An 18,090-nucleotide genomic window follows, 5' to 3' on the forward strand; every position below is an offset into this window, starting at 1 on the left:
AGTGTTAGTATATATGTTTGAACTTGCCTTATTAGATTATCCTGATATTGTAAACTCGTAGATTAACAAGGTGTATGCACCGCTATCTTGAAAGTTGTTTGTGGTCTTAACGATATGCAAATGGATCATTTTGTGTGATATAGAACTCGATTACTAAGCAATTCCCCCTATTTTTTTGAGGAAATTGAGCTGTTAAGTTTGAAGTACTGAAATGTTGCTTGAGTTATGGCAAAATAAAGCATCTTTGTTGATGTGCACGTTTTGGCTCAGAGAAGGAAATACGCTACCCCTTGATGAGGCTGCCACATATTCATCCCCTTGTGATGCGAAAAGATAGAGAGTAGCGAGTACTACGTAAATCTAAGTATAACCGCCGAATGCGAGTTGAGTGATCTTTATTAAAAGTGAGGGTATCTGCAGTTCTTATTTTATGTGTATAGCAGGCTAGGCCATGTACATATAGTAAAGAGTTGGCTTTGATATTTTCACGATGTCTCATGCGTGAGATGTAATGGACTAGTCGAGTTGGTTAATATTATTAACCTAATTTGGACAGATGATACTGAGTCACTTATTGAGAATTTGTATGCTTAATGGTTTCCAATGTTTACAAATTTATGTGTGACAAAAACATGTTTAGTTAGTTTTGGAAACCTAGATTCTATATCAATAAAAGCCAATGGATTTAAAGCTGGAGAAAATAATTGGACATTGTTAAAAAGGTATTAGCTGAATTATATCGAAAAGGGATAATTCTTAGCGTCGTGAATGGCAATCTAAAAATTCAAGCACCAGAAAATACTCTAACGCCAGAAATTATAGCTGAAATTAAAAAAAATAAAGGTGATCTCATTGCTGAGCTTAGTGAAAAAGCTGCTGAATCACAGAACTTATCCTCTAGCGAGAAAATACTGCCGTTAAATCGGAGGGGTCAAAACAGGTTCCCATTATCATTCGCTCAGCAGCGCCTTTGGTTCATTGATCAGTTGGATGGTGGTAGCACACAATATAATATGCCGATTCACCTATTTGTCGAGCCGACTTTTGATGTTGATATTGCTGAGTGTGCGTTCGAACGAATCATTGGAAGACATGAAGTACTGAGAACAGTTTTTGAAGAAGGTGAATCTGGGCCTGTTCAAGTTATTCGTGAACATGTACCTTTTTCGATTGAAAGGTATGATTTTAGTGCTTTAACCGTGGCTCAGCAAGCGCAAGCTCTTGAGCAGCTAGTGGAACAAGATTTAAATCAAGTGTTCAATTTGCAATTTGATTTACTACTTCGAGTAAAATACATCAAATTGAATAATATCGATCCAAAAAAGGCAGGTGCGCTTCTATTTAATATGCACCATATTGCGTCTGACGGATGGTCTCAGAATATTTTATTACAAGAGTTTGAAGCGTTATATCTATCTGTTGCACAAAGAAAAGCGAGTGGATTAGCGCCTTTACCTATTCAATATGCAGACTTTGCTCATTGGCAAAGAAAAGTCCTCACTGATGAGGTCATGGGCACTCAACTAGATTATTGGAAAAAGCAGCTCGGTGATGTTCAAATGGTACATAGTATTCCATTGGATTATCCTCGACCCGAGCTTAAGCAACATAAAGGGGAGTCAATTAGAAGCTTTCTGCCTCATTCTGTGTTTATTCAGATACAAAAAATCGCTTTAGATAACAATATGACGCCATTTATGCTGTTACATGCAGCGTTTGCTTTGGTTATATCAAAACATAGTAACAGTCATGATATTGTTATAGGTTCACCTGTGGCTAATAGAATGCAAAAAGAGCTAGATGGTCTAATAGGGTTTTTCGTAAACACGCTTGTGCTGCGAGCAAATACAAATCATAAGAGTGTTGGAGACTATTTGTCTCACGTGAAGCAAGTACACCTTGAGGCTCAATCAAATCAGGATATACCGTTTGAACAATTAGTTGATGTATGTAATGTCCCTCGTAGTACCCAGCATACACCTCTATTCCAAATTCTATTTGAAATGGATACATCAGACCAGCAAGAACACAGTAGTGACTTAGGCTTGTCTCTTATGGAAACGCAAGATGCGATAGCTGCGTTTGATATCATTTTAAGTGCTGCAACAGGGAGCGATGGTATATCGTTCAACTGGGTCTATGACACAAGTATTTTCTCTGCAGAGCATGTACGAGCAATGACTTTGCACTTAGAGCAACTGATTTTAGAGCTTACTTCTTTGAGTGATTGTAGTAGTGCTGAGCTGAGCTCATTATCAATGCTAAGCGCTCAAGAGAAGCTAAAGTTATCTGGCAAGCATGAAACGAAAGCACACATGCTTAGAGGCTCAGACGATGATGTGGTTGCTTCTCAGCTTAGCAATTTCAAAAAAATATTGGGTAGCACAGATCTGGGTTTATTTGGGATGCTCTATGAACAAGCTAAATGTAGACCAAATGCAGTCGCGATAATAGATCAAGCTAGAGAGATTTCATACCATAGTTTGGTTAGCGAGGCTTTAGGAGTCGCTAATCATTTAAGTCAATCTGGTCTTAAAGTAAACGACAAAATAGCGATTGCAGTTGACTATTCAATTGAATCAATCGTCGCTTTGCTTGGCATACTATCAGCGGGTATGTCCTATGTACCTTTAGATCCTGCTAGCCCTGATGAGCGAATACAATATATTGTTAGTGATGCAAATGTTGCAGCAATCGTAGTCACCCCAGCAACAAAAGAACGAATGAGGCCAGTTTTTTCAAATTATGACATTATCGATGTGACCGAGACAGCGAAAAGCTTTGAGCTGGTAAATAAGAGCGTTTCAGAGGACGCTACGGCTTACATTATTTACACGTCTGGTTCTACGGGCAACCCAAAAGGGGTGTCAGTTGCACATAAGAATGTCATGAATCTCGTTGAAGGTTTTTTGGCTACGCATGCTTTTACTGAAGAGCGTGTACTCATGATACCGCCAATTTATTTTGACGCTTCGGTTGGAGATATTTTTCCTGTTTTGGCTGCAGGCGGAACTTTGGTGCTTCATCCTAACCCAGTGGAGTTGGATGCAGCAGGGCTAGAATCTTATAGCCAAGCCTATGGTGTAACAGCCATTGATGCTCCAGCTGCATTGTGGAGAAGGTGGGTTGAAGGTTTTGAAGCTATATCTTCAGATAAAGAAACCTTACCAAACTTAAAACTTATGATGATAGGAGGAGAGTCTGTTACCAAAGTTGATGTGGCGCGGTTTAGTAAGCTGACCCAAGGGCGAGTTGTACTAACAAATCACTATGGCCCCACTGAAGCAACAGTATGTGCAACGTTGTTTAGCACTATCGATGGAAACAACTTTCAAGGTCCCGATTTACCGATTGGTCAAGCACTTCACGGAGTTCGGGTATATGTATTAGATCTTCATCAAAATCTCGCTCCTGCTGGAAGTGTTGGAGAGTTATATATTGCAGGGAAGGGAGTGACGAGTGGTTATATCAATGCCGCGAAGCTACATGAAAAGCATTTTATTAGAGATCCATTCTCAGATGATATAAATGCAAAAATGTATAAAACGGGGGACTTGGTTAAACAAGACCGACTAGGCAACCTTATTTTTATCGGTCGCAAAGATCATCAAGTCAAGATTAGAGGATATAGGGTTGAGTTATGCGATATAGAAACTGCTTTGCTCCGACTTCCAAATATAGAACAGGCGCTCGTTGTTGTTTGGAAAGATAAATCAGATGAGCAAAGACTTGTGGCCTATATTAGGAGCGAAAATTTAGAACAAGAATATAGAGATATACAAAAAGCATTGGCTTTGTCATTACCAGAGTACATGATCCCTCAGCTTATCGTTCAATTAGATGAGTTTCCATTGACACCCAATGGAAAAGTAGATCGTAAAGTCTTACCTGAGCCAGATCTGTCGCAGTTACAGAAAGAATATGTGGAACCAAAAACGGAAACTGAGCGTATGTTATGCGATATTTGGCAAGATTTACTTGGTTTAGATAAAGTTGGCACTTCAGATAATTTCTTCCTTATTGGTGGTCATTCACTACTGGCAACGCGAATGCTAGCACAAGTCAAAGTAGCCTTAGATGTTGATATTTCGATTAAAGAGATATTCTCTTTGCAGAGCATCTTTGAATTAGGTGAGTTTATTGATAGGCAATTGATTTTGAAAAAAGGGTTGGGGAAAGTCACTTCTGTATCGGAGCAGGAGAGCAGTGAGGAAGCATCATGGGAGATATAGAGCTACAAAATCACTTGTTACCACTTATTGAGGATGGCCTTTTTTTAGAAACATCTAATGGTAAACTTGTTGTAAAAGGGAATTTAAAAAGTTTAACCCCCAAACGAAAGCAGTTTTTAAAAGATAATAAGCTAGATATAGTGCGGCTCATTCAAGCAAAGAGCATAACAGAACCTCCAGCGTTAGTTAAAACAGTCAGAGATGAGCCGTTGCCCTTGTCTTTTGCCCAGCAGCGATTATGGCTATTGGATAAAATAGAAGGGGGAAGTGCCCATTACAATATGCCAGGCGCGATGCGTTTGAGGGGCGTTTTAAATATAGAGGCTTTAAAGCAAGCACTGGATACTATTGTAGAACGACATGAAAGTTTGCGAACGTATTTTCAAGAAGATGCACAAGGGGAGCCTCTACAAGTCATACATCCATTTACATCGCTTGACCTGCCAGAGATAGATATCTCGTCATTGCCAGAAGCGCAGCGCGAGCCAGAGTACATAGATTTAGTGTCGACTGAAGCGAGTAAATTGTTTGATTTGAGCTCAGATATGATGCTAAGAGCGTTATTGATAAAACTTTCAGAGCGTGAGCATATACTCGTCGTGACAATGCACCATATAGCGTCAGATGGATGGTCAATGGGGGTGTTGATAAATGAGTTTAGCGCACTCTACAGTGCGTATGTAAGAGGGGAAGGCAGTCCGTTAGCAGCACTAGAGATCCAATATGCTGACTATGCATATTGGCAGCGAAACTGGTTACGAGGCGAGGTATTAGAGACACAATTAGGGTATTGGGAAAGGCAGTTATCAGCGTTGCCAGTGGTGCACAGCTTACCATTAGATAAGACAAGGCCAGCGAAGCAAACCTTTTCAGGGTCGACTTACGATAGCGTTATCGGTCCACAAACTCAGCAAAAGCTAATGAGCTTGTGTAAAGAAGTAGGGGGCACGCTATTTATGGGGCTTCATGCCGCATTTTCAGTGCTTTTATCACGACATAGTAATGAAACAGATATAGTGATAGGAACACCGATAGCGAATCGAGAGCAGACAGAAGTAGCGAATTTAATTGGTTTTTTTGTAAATACTTTGGTGTTACGCAGTAACTTAAAGGACGCGCCGAGTTTTAGTGCATTGCTAGAGCAGAGTAAGAACATGCTATTGGATGCTTATGCACATCAACAAGTGCCATTTGAGCAAATAGTTGAAGTGTTACAGCCGGAGCGGAGTTTAAGTCATAGCCCGTTATTCCAAGTTATGTTGGTGCTACAAAATAATGAAGAGGGCGAGCTAGATTTACCAGGGTTATCCTTAAGTCAGGTTGAAGGTGCAGAGCAGGTAGCGAAATATGATTTAACACTATCGGTAACGGAAAGTGACGAAGGCTTACATTTAGAATGGGAGTACAATACAGACTTATTTGTACAGGAGACGATAAAGCGTTTAGCCAGCCACTTTGAGTTACTGTTAGAGGGATTAACAGACAATCCAGAGAAGTCAGTATTTTCGATAGAGATGCTTTCAGAAGCAGAGAAACATCAGCAGTTAGTGGCATGGAATGATACAGCGGTAGAGTACCCGAAAGAGCAGTGCATTCATGCCTTATTCGAGGCGCAAGTAGAAGCGACACCAGATGCAGTAGCGGTGGTGTTTGCAGAGCAGACGATGACGTATAGAGAGTTGAATGCGAAGGCAAATCAGCTTGCTCAATACCTTGTAGAAGAAAAGGGTGTTAGACCAGATACGTTAGTGGGTATTTGTGTAGAGCGCTCGTTAGAGATGATGGTAGGGATACTCGGTGTACTCAAAGCAGGTGGGGCGTATGTGCCACTGGACCCGAATTACCCAGCGGCTCGTTTGGCATATATGCTGGAAGATGCAAATCTAACGACGGTATTAACACAAGAGTCATTACGGGGTGTTACGCCGGTGAAAGCATCACAAGCAGTGTACTTGGATAGTAGTGCGTTGTGTGATGATTTAGGGAATTACTCAAGTGACAATGTTGGCATTGACAGTGTGCGTTCAAGTCATTTGGCGTATGTGATTTATACATCAGGCTCAACAGGTAATCCTAAAGGGGTGATGATAGAGCAGCAATCAGTAGTCAATTTAGCATTTAACCTTAAGCGTGTACGTTCTCAGAAAAGTGCGAATAAATATTGGGGTTGGTTTGCCTCTTTTGCATTTGACGCCTCCATACAAGGTATTAGTCAACTTCTATTTGGTCAGGGACTCAGAATCATACCAGAGGAAGCGAAGAAGGATTATAGTGTATTGAGAGAGCTGCTACCCACTTTAGATATAATTGACTGTACCCCATCGGTAGTGGAAATGTGGTTTAATGCGGGCATTCAAGATGAGTTACCTCATTTAATTATTGGTGGTGAAGCGATTAGTACTGAGTTATGGGCTAAGTTGAATCGCTGGCAATCAGAGTGCGGCAAATCTGTATTGAATGTATATGGGCCGACAGAAGGCACCGTGAACAGTACGCAGTGCTTAATTTCTGGAAAAATACCTTACATAGGGCGTTGTTTAGATAATGTTCAAGGGTTTGTCTTAGATGATACTCTAAATATAGCTCCATTAAGGGGCGTGGGCGAGCTTTACATTGGTGGTGTGGGCTTAGCGCGAGGTTATTTAAATCGCCCAGAGCTGACAGATGAGAAGTTTGTAAGCAATCCGTTTTATGATGAGACGAACCCAGCCAGCAGCGAACGGTTATATAAAACGGGCGACTTAGTGCGTTATTTACCTGATGGTAATTTAGAGTTCTTAGGGCGTATTGATCATCAGGTTAAAATCAGAGGATTCAGAATAGAGTTAGGCGAAATTGAGCAACAACTCTTATCTGACGGGCGTGTTAATGATGCGGTCGTGGTTGCCGACGGCAAAGAGGCGGATAAACGCCTCGTCGCATATGTAACACATGATGACGCCGAAGCGATGTTGATGGATGATGAGTCAGCGCAAAGACAACGTAACGACTTAATCGAATCGTTAAAAGCACGGCTAGCACAGACACTACCTGACTATATGATCCCGTCAGTATTTGTGGTGCTTACACACATGCCGCTGACACCCAATGGTAAAATTGATCGTAAAGGATTACCCGCACCAGATATATCACAGCAGCAACAAGTGTATGTCGCGCCGACAACGGACACAGAGAAGATGTTGTGTGAAATATGGCAAGATATTCTCGGTGTTGAACAAGTGGGGATCACCGACAATTTCTTTGCATTAGGTGGGCATTCTTTACTTGCCACAAAAGTGGTAGCCAAAGTGAACGCCCTTTTGCACACAGAGGTACCGTTAAGGTTACTGTTTGATAAGCCTACATTGGCGGGCTTTTCGGACAAGGTGGCATCATTGGCGTCGAATTCAAAACGACCTGAATTGAACCGCGTTTCTCAAAAGCAAAGAGGGCTTCTTTCTTTTGCCCAGCAGCGATTATGGCTATTGGATAAAATAGAAGGGGGAAGTGCCCATTACAATATGCCAGGCGCGATGCGTTTGAGGGGCGTTTTAAATATAGAGGCCTTAAAGCAAGCACTGGATACTATTGTAGAACGACATGAAAGTTTGCGAACGTATTTTCAAGAAGATGCACAAGGGGAGCCTCTACAAGTCATACATCCATTTACATCGCTTGACCTGCCAGAGATAGATATCTCGTCATTGCCAGAAGCGCAGCGCGAGCCAGAGTACATAGATTTAGTGTCGACTGAAGCGAGTAAATTGTTTGATTTGAGCTCAGATATGATGCTAAGAGCGTTATTGATAAAACTTTCAGAGCGTGAGCATATACTCGTCGTGACAATGCACCATATAGCGTCAGATGGATGGTCAATGGGGGTGTTGATAAATGAGTTTAGCGCACTCTACAGTGCGTATGTAAGAGGGGAAGGCAGTCCGTTAGCAGCACTAGAGATCCAATATGCTGACTATGCATATTGGCAGCGAAACTGGTTACGAGGCGAGGTATTAGAGACACAATTAGGGTATTGGGAAAGGCAGTTATCAGCGTTGCCAGTGGTGCACAGCTTACCATTAGATAAGACAAGGCCAGCGAAGCAAACCTTTTCAGGGTCGACTTACGATAGCGTTATCGGTCCACAAACTCAGCAAAAGCTAATGAGCTTGTGTAAAGAAGTAGGGGGCACGCTATTTATGGGGCTTCATGCCGCATTTTCAGTGCTTTTATCACGACATAGTAATGAAACAGATATAGTGATAGGAACACCGATAGCGAATCGAGAGCAGACAGAAGTAGCGAATTTAATTGGTTTTTTTGTAAATACTTTGGTGTTACGCAGTAACTTAAAGGACGCGCCGAGTTTTAGTGCATTGCTAGAGCAGAGTAAGAACATGCTATTGGATGCTTATGCACATCAACAAGTGCCATTTGAGCAAATAGTTGAAGTGTTACAGCCGGAGCGGAGTTTAAGTCATAGCCCGTTATTCCAAGTTATGTTGGTGCTACAAAATAATGAAGAGGGCGAGCTAGATTTACCAGGGTTATCCTTAAGTCAGGTTGAAGGTGCAGAGCAGGTAGCGAAATATGATTTAACACTATCGGTAACGGAAAGTGACGAAGGCTTACATTTAGAATGGGAGTACAATACAGACTTATTTGTACAGGAGACGATAAAGCGTTTAGCCAGCCACTTTGAGTTACTGTTAGAGGGATTAACAGACAATCCAGAGAAGTCAGTATTTTCGATAGAGATGCTTTCAGAAGCAGAGAAACATCAGCAGTTAGTGGCATGGAATGATACAGCGGTAGAGTACCCGAAAGAGCAGTGCATTCATGCCTTATTCGAGGCGCAAGTAGAAGCGACACCAGATGCAGTAGCGGTGGTGTTTGCAGAGCAGACGATGACGTATAGAGAGTTGAATGCGAAGGCAAATCAGCTTGCTCAATACCTTGTAGAAGAAAAGGGTGTTAGACCAGATACGTTAGTGGGTATTTGTGTAGAGCGCTCGTTAGAGATGATGGTAGGGATACTCGGTGTACTCAAAGCAGGTGGGGCGTATGTGCCACTGGACCCGAATTACCCAGCGGCTCGTTTGGCATATATGCTGGAAGATGCAAATCTAACGACGGTATTAACACAAGAGTCATTACGGGGTGTTACGCCGGTGAAAGCATCACAAGCAGTGTACTTGGATAGTAGTGCGTTGTGTGATGATTTAGGGAATTACTCAAGTGACAATGTTGGCATTGACAGTGTGCGTTCAAGTCATTTGGCGTATGTGATTTATACATCAGGCTCAACAGGTAATCCTAAAGGGGTGATGATAGAGCACCGCAGTGCGCATGGGCTTATCGCATGGGCCAAGAAGCATTACGGTGAAGCGCAGTTAAAAGCGGTTTTAGCCTCAACATCAATGTGTTTTGACTTGTCTATTTTTGAGTTTTTTGCGCCCTTGTCAACAGGGGGAAAAGTTGTCTTAGTTAAGAATGCATTTGATTTACCAGCAACGTACGTTGAAGATTTAACACTGATAAATACGGTTCCATCAGTGATTGAATCATTGCTATTGGAGTTAGATTTCTCGATGGATGGGAAGGTTTTAAATTTAGCTGGTGAACCGTTAAAGCAATCCCTTGTTGAACGATTATATAAGAAAGGGTTTTCTCTGGTTTACGACTTATATGGTCCTTCGGAGTGTACAACATACTCGACTTGTGTAGAGCGAAAGGTCAATGGAACAGCGAGTATTGGTAGCCCGATTTCAAACTTACAATGCTACATTTTGCATGAAAACAGTTTATTACCAACGGGGGGCGTGGGCGAGCTTTACATTGGTGGTGTGGGCTTAGCGCGAGGTTATTTAAATCGCCCAGAGCTGACAGATGAGAAGTTTGTAAGCAATCCGTTTTATGATGAGGCGAACCCAGCCAGCAGCGAACGGTTATATAAAACGGGCGACTTAGTGCGTTATTTACCTGATGGTAATTTAGAGTTCTTAGGGCGTATTGATCATCAGGTTAAAATCAGAGGATTCAGAATAGAGTTAGGCGAAATTGAGCAACAACTCTTATCTGACGGGCGTGTTAATGATGCGGTCGTGGTTGCCGACGGCAAAGAGGCGGATAAACGCCTCGTCGCATATGTAACACATGATGACGCCGAAGCGATGTTGATGGATGATGAGTCAGCGCAAAGACAACGTAACGACTTAATCGAATCGTTAAAAGCACGGCTAGCACAGACACTACCTGACTATATGATCCCGTCAGTATTTGTGGTGCTTACACACATGCCGCTGACACCCAATGGTAAAATTGATCGTAAAGGATTACCCGCACCAGATATATCACAGCAGCAACAAGTGTATGTCGCGCCGACAACGGACACAGAGAAGATGTTGTGTGAAATATGGCAAGATATTCTCGGTGTTGAACAAGTGGGGATCACCGACAATTTCTTTGCATTAGGTGGGCATTCTTTACTTGCCACAAAAGTGGTAGCCAAAGTGAACGCCCTTTTGCACACAGAGGTACCGTTAAGGTTACTGTTTGATAAGCCTACATTGGCGGGCTTTTCGGACAAGGTGGCATCATTGGCGTCGAATTCAAAACGACCTGAATTGAACCGCGTTTCTCAAAAGCAAAGAGGGCTTCTTTCTTTTGCCCAGCAGCGATTATGGCTATTGGATAAAATAGAAGGGGGAAGTGCCCATTACAATATGCCAGGCGCGATGCGTTTGAGGGGCGTTTTAAATATAGAGGCCTTAAAGCAAGCACTGGATACTATTGTAGAACGACATGAAAGTTTGCGAACGTATTTTCAAGAAGATGCACAAGGGGAGCCTCTACAAGTCATACATCCATTTACATCGCTTGACCTGCCAGAGATAGATATCTCGTCATTGCCAGAAGCGCAGCGCGAGCCAGAGTACATAGATTTAGTGTCGACTGAAGCGAGTAAATTGTTTGATTTGAGCTCAGATATGATGCTAAGAGCGTTATTGATAAAACTTTCAGAGCGTGAGCATATACTCGTCGTGACAATGCACCATATAGCGTCAGATGGATGGTCAATGGGGGTGTTGATAAATGAGTTTAGCGCACTCTACAGTGCGTATGTAAGAGGGGAAGGCAGTCCGTTAGCAGCACTAGAGATCCAATATGCTGACTATGCATATTGGCAGCGAAACTGGTTACGAGGCGAGGTATTAGAGACACAATTAGGGTATTGGGAAAGGCAGTTATCAGCGTTGCCAGTGGTGCACAGCTTACCATTAGATAAGACAAGGCCAGCGAAGCAAACCTTTTCAGGGTCGACTTACGATAGCGTTATCGGTCCACAAACTCAGCAAAAGCTAATGAGCTTGTGTAAAGAAGTAGGGGGCACGCTATTTATGGGGCTTCATGCCGCATTTTCAGTGCTTTTATCACGACATAGTAATGAAACAGATATAGTGATAGGAACACCGATAGCGAATCGAGAGCAGACAGAAGTAGCGAATTTAATTGGTTTTTTTGTAAATACTTTGGTGTTACGCAGTAACTTAAAGGACGCGCCGAGTTTTAGTGCATTGCTAGAGCAGAGTAAGAACATGCTATTGGATGCTTATGCACATCAACAAGTGCCATTTGAGCAAATAGTTGAAGTGTTACAGCCGGAGCGGAGTTTAAGTCATAGCCCGTTATTCCAAGTTATGTTGGTGCTACAAAATAATGAAGAGGGCGAGCTAGATTTACCAGGGTTATCCTTAAGTCAGGTTGAAGGTGCAGAGCAGGTAGCGAAATATGATTTAACACTATCGGTAACGGAAAGTGACGAAGGCTTACATTTAGAATGGGAGTACAATACAGACTTATTTGTACAGGAGACGATAAAGCGTTTAGCCAGCCACTTTGAGTTACTGTTAGAGGGATTAACAGACAATCCAGAGAAGTCAGTATTTTCGATAGAGATGCTTTCAGAAGCAGAGAAACATCAGCAGTTAGTGGCATGGAATGATACAGCGGTAGAGTACCCGAAAGAGCAGTGCATTCATGCCTTATTCGAGGCGCAAGTAGAAGCGACACCAGATGCAGTAGCGGTGGTGTTTGCAGAGCAGACGATGACGTATAGAGAGTTGAATGCGAAGGCAAATCAGCTTGCTCAATACCTTGTAGAAGAAAAGGGTGTTAGACCAGATACGTTAGTGGGTATTTGTGTAGAGCGCTCGTTAGAGATGATGGTAGGGATACTCGGTGTACTCAAAGCAGGTGGGGCGTATGTGCCACTGGACCCGAATTACCCAGCGGCTCGTTTGGCATATATGCTGGAAGATGCAAATCTAACGACGGTATTAACACAAGAGTCATTACGGGGTGTTACGCCGGTGAAAGCATCACAAGCAGTGTACTTGGATAGTAGTGCGTTGTGTGATGATTTAGGGAATTACTCAAGTGACAATGTTGGCATTGACAGTGTGCGTTCAAGTCATTTGGCGTATGTGATTTATACATCAGGCTCAACAGGTAATCCTAAAGGGGTGATGATAGAGCACCGTCATGCTACTAATATGGCAATAAGCCAAATTGATATTTTCGATCTTAAGCATACCAGCAGAGTGCTAGGCTTTGCTTCCTTCAGCTTTGATGCGGCGGTATCTGAATGGATGATGGCTTTATTAAAAGGCGCTTGTTTATACATTTGTAGCGAGCATGAGCGTGCTAATATCACAGCGTTAGAGTCAATACTTGTGCATAAGCAAATCACGCATGCAACGATACCGCCTGCAGTGTTGAAATTTATAGATGCGAACTTAGAGTATGACTTTACAAGCCTAATCGTTGCGGGAGAGAGCATTGACAAGCACTTGAGCGATCTCTGGTCAGCTAAGTGTAGGATGTATAATGCTTATGGGCCCACTGAAACCACGGTTTGTGCGAGTGTTGCCCAGATAAGGTCAGGTATGTCAGTCCATATTGGTAAAAGTATCGCCAATGTTCAGTTATATGTAATGAAAGAGGGCAATTTAATACCAGCGGGAGCAGCAGGTGAGCTGCATATCGGCGGTGTGGGCTTAGCGCGAGGTTATTTAAATCGCCCAGAGCTGACAGATGAGAAGTTTGTAAGCAATCCGTTTTATGATGAGGCGAACCCAGCCAGCAGCGAACGGTTATATAAAACGGGCGACTTAGTGCGTTATTTACCTGATGGTAATTTAGAGTTCTTAGGGCGTATTGATCATCAGGTTAAAATCAGAGGATTCAGAATAGAGTTAGGCGAAATTGAGCAACAACTCTTATCTGACGGGCGTGTTAATGATGCGGTCGTGGTTGCCGACGGCAAAGAGGCGGATAAACGCCTCGTCGCATATGTAACACATGATGACGCCGAAGCGATGTTGATGGATGATGAGTCAGCGCAAAGACAACGTAACGACTTAATCGAATCGTTAAAAGCACGGCTAGCACAGACACTACCTGACTATATGATCCCGTCAGTATTTGTGGTGCTTACACACATGCCGCTGACACCCAATGGTAAAATTGATCGTAAAGGATTACCCGCACCAGATATATCACAGCAGCAACAAGTGTATGTCGCGCCGACAACGGACACAGAGAAGATGTTGTGTGAAATATGGCAAGATATTCTCGGTGTTGAACAAGTGGGGATCACCGACAATTTCTTTGCATTAGGTGGGCATTCTTTACTTGCCACAAAAGTGGTAGCCAAAGTGAACGCCCTTTTGCACACAGAGGTACCGTTAAGGTTACTGTTTGATAAGCCTACATTGGCGGGCTTTTCGGACAAGGTGGCATCATTGGCGTCGAATTCAAAACGACCTGAATTGAACCGCGTTTCTCAAAAGCAAAGAGGGCTTCTTTCTTTTGCCCAGCAGCGATTATGGCTATTGGATAAAATAGAAGGGGGAAGTGCCCATTACAATATGCCAGGCGCGATGCGTTTGAGGGGCGTTTTAAATATAGAGGCCTTAAAGCAAGCACTGGATACTATTGTAGAACGACATGAAAGTTTGCGAACGTATTTTCAAGAAGATGCACAAGGGGAGCCTCTACAAGTCATACATCCATTTACATCGCTTGACCTGCCAGAGATAGATATCTCGTCATTGCCAGAAGCGCAGCGCGAGCCAGAGTACATAGATTTAGTGTCGACTGAAGCGAGTAAATTGTTTGATTTGAGCTCAGATATGATGCTAAGAGCGTTATTGATAAAACTTTCAGAGCGTGAGCATATACTCGTCGTGACAATGCACCATATAGCGTCAGATGGATGGTCAATGGGGGTGTTGATAAATGAGTTTAGCGCACTCTACAGTGCGTATGTAAGAGGGGAAGGCAGTCCGTTAGCAGCACTAGAGATCCAATATGCTGACTATGCATATTGGCAGCGAAACTGGTTACGAGGCGAGGTATTAGAGACACAATTAGGGTATTGGGAAAGGCAGTTATCAGCGTTGCCAGTGGTGCACAGCTTACCATTAGATAAGACAAGGCCAGCGAAGCAAACCTTTTCAGGGTCGACTTACGATAGCGTTATCGGTCCACAAACTCAGCAAAAGCTAATGAGCTTGTGTAAAGAAGTAGGGGGCACGCTATTTATGGGGCTTCATGCCGCATTTTCAGTGCTTTTATCACGACATAGTAATGAAACAGATATAGTGATAGGAACACCGATAGCGAATCGAGAGCAGACAGAAGTAGCGAATTTAATTGGTTTTTTTGTAAATACTTTGGTGTTACGCAGTAACTTAAAGGACGCGCCGAGTTTTAGTGCATTGCTAGAGCAGAGTAAGAACATGCTATTGGATGCTTATGCACATCAACAAGTGCCATTTGAGCAAATAGTTGAAGTGTTACAGCCGGAGCGGAGTTTAAGTCATAGCCCGTTATTCCAAGTTATGTTGGTGCTACAAAATAATGAAGAGGGCGAGCTAGATTTACCAGGGTTATCCTTAAGTCAGGTTGAAGGTGCAGAGCAGGTAGCGAAATATGATTTAACACTATCGGTAACGGAAAGTGACGAAGGCTTACATTTAGAATGGGAGTACAATACAGACTTATTTGTACAGGAGACGATAAAGCGTTTAGCCAGCCACTTTGAGTTACTGTTAGAGGGATTAACAGACAATCCAGAGAAGTCAGTATTTTCGATAGAGATGCTTTCAGAAGCAGAGAAACATCAGCAGTTAGTGGCATGGAATGATACAGCGGTAGAGTACCCGAAAGAGCAGTGCATTCATGCCTTATTCGAGGCGCAAGTAGAAGCGACACCAGATGCAGTAGCGGTGGTGTTTGCAGAGCAGACGATGACGTATAGAGAGTTGAATGCGAAGGCAAATCAGCTTGCTCAATACCTTGTAGAAGAAAAGGGTGTTAGACCAGATACGTTAGTGGGTATTTGTGTAGAGCGCTCGTTAGAGATGATGGTAGGGATACTCGGTGTACTCAAAGCAGGTGGGGCGTATGTGCCACTGGACCCGAATTACCCAGCGGCTCGTTTGGCATATATGCTGGAAGATGCAAATCTAACGACGGTATTAACACAAGAGTCATTACGGGGTGTTACGCCGGTGAAAGCATCACAAGCAGTGTACTTGGATAGTAGTGCGTTGTGTGATGATTTAGGGAATTACTCAAGTGACAATGTTGGCATTGACAGTGTGCGTTCAAGTCATTTGGCGTATGTGATTTATACATCAGGCTCAACAGGTAATCCTAAAGGGGTGATGATAGAGCACCGTCATGCTACTAATATGGCAATAAGCCAAATTGATATTTTCGATCTTAAGCATACCAGCAGAGTGCTAGGCTTTGCTTCCTTCAGCTTTGATGCGGCGGTATCTGAATGGATGATGGCTTTATTAAAAGGCGCTTGTTTATACATTTGTAGCGAGCATGAGCGTGCTAATATCACAGCGTTAGAGTCAATACTTGTGCATAAGCAAATCACGCATGCAACGATACCGCCTGCAGTGTTGAAATTTATAGATGCGAACTTAGAGTATGACTTTACAAGCCTAATCGTTGCGGGAGAGAGCATTGACAAGCACTTGAGCGATCTCTGGTCAGCTAAGTGTAGGATGTATAATGCTTATGGGCCCACTGAAACCACGGTTTGTGCGAGTGTTGCCCAGATAAGGTCAGGTATGTCAGTCCATATTGGTAAAAGTATCGCCAATGTTCAGTTATATGTAATGAAAGAGGGCAATTTAATACCAGCGGGAGCAGCAGGTGAGCTGCATATCGGCGGTGTGGGCTTAGCGCGAGGTTATTTAAATCGCCCAGAGCTGACAGATGAGAAGTTTGTAAGCAATCCGTTTTATGATGAGGCGAACCCAGCCAGCAGCGAACGGTTATATAAAACGGGCGACTTAGTGCGTTATTTACCTGATGGTAATTTAGAGTTCTTAGGGCGTATTGATCATCAGGTTAAAATCAGAGGATTCAGAATAGAGTTAGGCGAAATTGAGCAACAACTCTTATCTGACGGGCGTGTTAATGATGCGGTCGTGGTTGCCGACGGCAAAGAGGCGGATAAACGCCTCGTCGCATATGTAACACATGATGACGCCGAAGCGATGTTGATGGATGATGAGTCAGCGCAAAGACAACGTAACGACTTAATCGAATCGTTAAAAGCACGGCTAGCACAGACACTACCTGACTATATGATCCCGTCAGTATTTGTGGTGCTTACACACATGCCGCTGACACCCAATGGTAAAATTGATCGTAAAGGATTACCCGCACCAGATATATCACAGCAGCAACAAGTGTATGTCGCGCCGACAACGGACACAGAGAAGATGTTGTGTGAAATATGGCAAGATATTCTCGGTGTTGAACAAGTGGGGATCACCGACAATTTCTTTGCATTAGGTGGGCATTCGTTGTTAGCTATAAAAGTTGTATCTAAAGTTAACTTAAAATTGAAGCAAGATATTGTTGTTAGGGATGTTTTCTCTTTTCCTACAATTCAGTCACTATCTCTTGCCATTATAGGTACAAAGAGGCGCAGTGATGGTCAATTATGTCAACCTTTAAATATTATGGCTCAGGAAAGTGAGCGTTCAGATATTGCAGCATTATTTATTATCCATGCAGTTGATGGTGATATTGTTAGCTATCGACAGCTATTGGCGTCATTAGAAATTAACATGCCGATATATGGATTAGTTTCACAAGCACTTCTGAAAAGAGAAGCACCAAGTGGTATTGAGGATATTTCGCTTATAAGTGAACGCTATATAAAGCAAATTAAATCTGTACAAGCCACCGGGCCCTACTTTTTAATGGGCTGGTCTATGGGAGGAGTAATCGCAATGGAAATAGCGAACCAGCTAATTAGTGCAGGAGATCATGTTACATTTGTAGGTTTGATTGATAGCGTGTGGCAAGTAGGTGAAAACCTTACACCGAGCCAGTTATTTATAAATAAAATGGGTGAAGAGAAAAGTGACTTGAAGTTTTATAGTCAAAAACTTGAAAGTGATAAAGGACTACTTGCTAAATTTGATGACGGTTTTAATATTTGGAAAATGAGTCGAGTCAATGGCATGACGATAGAACAAACAAGAGATATCGTTCTCGCAAACATTTTGTGTGTGGAAAAGCATAAACTGCAGATGAATAGCAAAATTGAACAGTTACAATACTTTTCGGCAACCGAGAATCAGTCAGGCCAGTCATTAAAAGTTCAATCTGCGTTAAAGAAATGTTTTGAAGAAAGAGTTGATATACATGAGGTCACAGCGGATCATTTCAGCATAATGGAGAGGCCATCATCGGAGATTGTGGCGAAAAGCATCTCGCAGCTTGTCTCACATAAAAATGACTTCTAGGGTATTGGAATAATATAAATAAAACGAGCTTC

The 18,090-nt window shown here is 42.7% G+C and carries 1 protein-coding gene and 1 pseudogene; both read left to right on the forward strand.

The genetic code is table 11. The features are described 5' to 3' along the window. Window positions 1-704: 704 nt before the first annotated feature. Entirely contained in the window at window positions 705-4,232 is a 3,528-nt protein-coding gene (locus tag GDK41_RS06300; RefSeq protein WP_152085607.1) for a non-ribosomal peptide synthetase, read from the forward strand. Between the two features lie 269 nt (window positions 4,233-4,501). After that, window positions 4,502-18,058, forward strand: a pseudogene (locus tag GDK41_RS06305) (amino acid adenylation domain-containing protein); the annotation flags it as partial. Between the last annotated feature and the right edge of the window lie 32 nt (window positions 18,059-18,090).

Source organism: Pseudoalteromonas sp. A25, from assembly GCF_009176705.1.
Classification (GTDB): domain Bacteria; phylum Pseudomonadota; class Gammaproteobacteria; order Enterobacterales; family Alteromonadaceae; genus Pseudoalteromonas.